The organism is Kitasatospora sp. NPDC091257, assembly GCF_044757675.1.
Classification (GTDB): Bacteria; Actinomycetota; Actinomycetes; order Streptomycetales; family Streptomycetaceae; genus Kitasatospora; species Kitasatospora lactacystinica.
The window spans coordinates 1-1,739 of sequence record NZ_JBIVVI010001561.1 but is presented as its reverse complement, the minus strand read 5'-3'; the positions used below and the strand labels follow the sequence as shown (position 1 = coordinate 1,739).

Sequence of the window (1,739 nt, the reverse complement as noted above, 5' to 3'; positions counted from 1 at the left end):
GGCGGGACGGTGCTGCTGCGACTGAACCTGCCGGGGAGCCGGCTGCCGCGGCTGGTGATCCCCTGCCGGGTGGTGTGGACGGTGGACGAGCCGGACCGGATCGGGTTCGGATACGGAACCCTCCCCGGGCACCCCGAGCGCGGCGAGGAGGCGTTCCTGGTGTCGATGGACGCCGACGGCGAGGTGTGGTTCGAGGTCACCGCGTTCTCCCGGCTGTCCGCCTGGTACGCCAGACTGGGCCGCCCGGTGGCCCTGCTCTGCCAGCACCTGGCGATCGAGCGCTACCTCGCCGCGGTGGCCTCGCACGTCCGCTGAGTCGCGAAGCCCGCCGACCCATCGAACCCGCCTGGCCCGGCGCGCGCGCAGGCCCCGCGCGCACCCTGCCGAGGTCAGCCGAGGAAGGACAGCCGGACGGTCCGGCGCGGGTTGTCCCCGTTGGTGTCGATCAGCACCACCGACTGCCAGACGCCGAGGGCCAGTTGGCCGCCGAGGACCGGCAGGGTGGCGTGCGGGGCGACGAGGCCGGGCACCACGTGGTCCCGGCCGTGGCCGGGGCTGCCGTGCCGGTGGCGCCAGCGGTCGTCGGCCGGGAGCAGGTCGCGCAGGATGGCGAGGAAGTCGTCGTCGCTGCCGGAGCCGGTCTCCAGCACCGCGATCCCCGCGGTGGCGTGCGGGACGAAGATGTTGAGCAGGCCGTCGCGCCCGGTGGCCCGTTCGTCGAGGAACGCGGCGCAACGGTCGGTGATGTCGAGCGCGACCTCGCGGCTGCCGGTGGTGATCTCGATGGTGCCGCTCTGGAAGGTGGTGTCCGGGAAGGAGCCGGTCCGGGTGGAGTGGTTGTTGTCCGCCATGGCGCCATCCTGTCCCAGGCCAGCGGACCGGGCGTACTCCCTCGCCGAGTCGCCGCGCCGGGGAGCGAACTCGCGTAGGGTGAAAGGTTCAGACCACATCACCCGGACGGCGCGGCACGCGCCGGAGCCCCCGCCCGGCGCCTTCACCGGAGCCCCCGCCGGGCCCGAACCCGGGACATCGTCCGGACACACCGAAGACCCGGTGGACCGGACGGTCCACCGGGTCGGTTCCCGACCGGGCGGCGGGGAGGGACCCGTACCGCGCCGGTCGAACTAGCCGCGCCCGCCGAAGAGGCTCCGCCGCAGCCGACGCAGCGGCGTCAGCAGCGAGATCCTGGTGTGGCGACGACGGGTCGTCGGGGCCTCGGCGCCGCGCGGCGTGAGCTCCCTTATCAACCCGAGCGCTTCGGCGGTGTCCACCGCCGGGAGTGCGGGCGCGCCGAGCACGGCCAGGTGTCGGTCGATCCGGCGGCCGGTGGTGCCGACACCGCACTGGATCGCCGGCACGCGGGGCCGAGTCCGCACTTGCATGTGTTCCATCAGTTTTTCCCACCCCTACGAGGCGCCAGGGCCGTGAGGCGAAGACTATCCGTGAAGGACGGCCTTCGCGCAACCGTCCTTGGTGTTGTGCCACCGTATCGTGCGGCGTCAACTGACGAAGCACCAGGGGCCACCAGGCCGGTCACGACTAGGCATCAATGATGGTGCACGACCGGCCGTCCGTCACCCGGTCCGGCAGGCGCGGGTGCGGCAACCGTACGCACGGCACGCGCACGACACGTGCCCGGCGCACGGCGGACCCCTGCGGAACCAAGGGCCAGTTCACCGAGCCCAAGGACTTCTCGGGCATGCTGAAGACCCACCTCGGTGTCACCGAGGAGGCGAGCG

At 72.9% G+C, this 1,739-nt stretch carries 4 protein-coding genes; 2 read left to right on the top strand and 2 right to left on the bottom strand.

The genetic code is table 11. The features are described from left to right. The coding region (locus tag ACIQOV_RS40280) for a DUF1990 family protein (RefSeq protein WP_401055952.1) at positions 1–315 on the top strand (315 nt) is incomplete at its 5' end. Positions 316–389: 74 nt separating this feature from the next. On the opposite strand, the gene ACIQOV_RS40275 is transcribed toward ACIQOV_RS40280, so the two are convergent. Together ACIQOV_RS40275 and ACIQOV_RS40270 are read right to left on the bottom strand one after the other, a co-directional pair. Further along, a complete protein-coding gene (locus ACIQOV_RS40275) occupies positions 390–851 on the bottom strand; it encodes a YjbQ family protein (RefSeq protein ID WP_401055951.1) in 462 nt (153 codons plus the stop codon). Between the two features lie 273 nt (positions 852–1,124). Then, entirely contained in the window at positions 1,125–1,391 is a 267-nt protein-coding gene (locus tag ACIQOV_RS40270; RefSeq protein WP_049650625.1) for a hypothetical protein, read from the bottom strand. 158 nt (positions 1,392–1,549) lie between these two features. Here ACIQOV_RS40270 and ACIQOV_RS40265 point away from each other — a divergent pair. After that, positions 1,550–1,739, top strand: a 190-nt coding sequence (locus ACIQOV_RS40265; protein ID WP_401055949.1) for a hypothetical protein, incomplete at its 3' end; no start/stop codon positions are given.

Excerpts from the sequence above, each read along its gene's own strand:
- ACIQOV_RS40275 (WP_401055951.1), bottom strand. The coding sequence starts at position 851 with ATGGCGGACAACAACCACTCCACCCGGACCGGCTCCTTCCCGGACACC.
- ACIQOV_RS40270 (WP_049650625.1), bottom strand. The coding sequence starts at position 1,391 with ATGGAACACATGCAAGTGCGGACTCGGCCCCGCGTGCCGGCGATCCAG.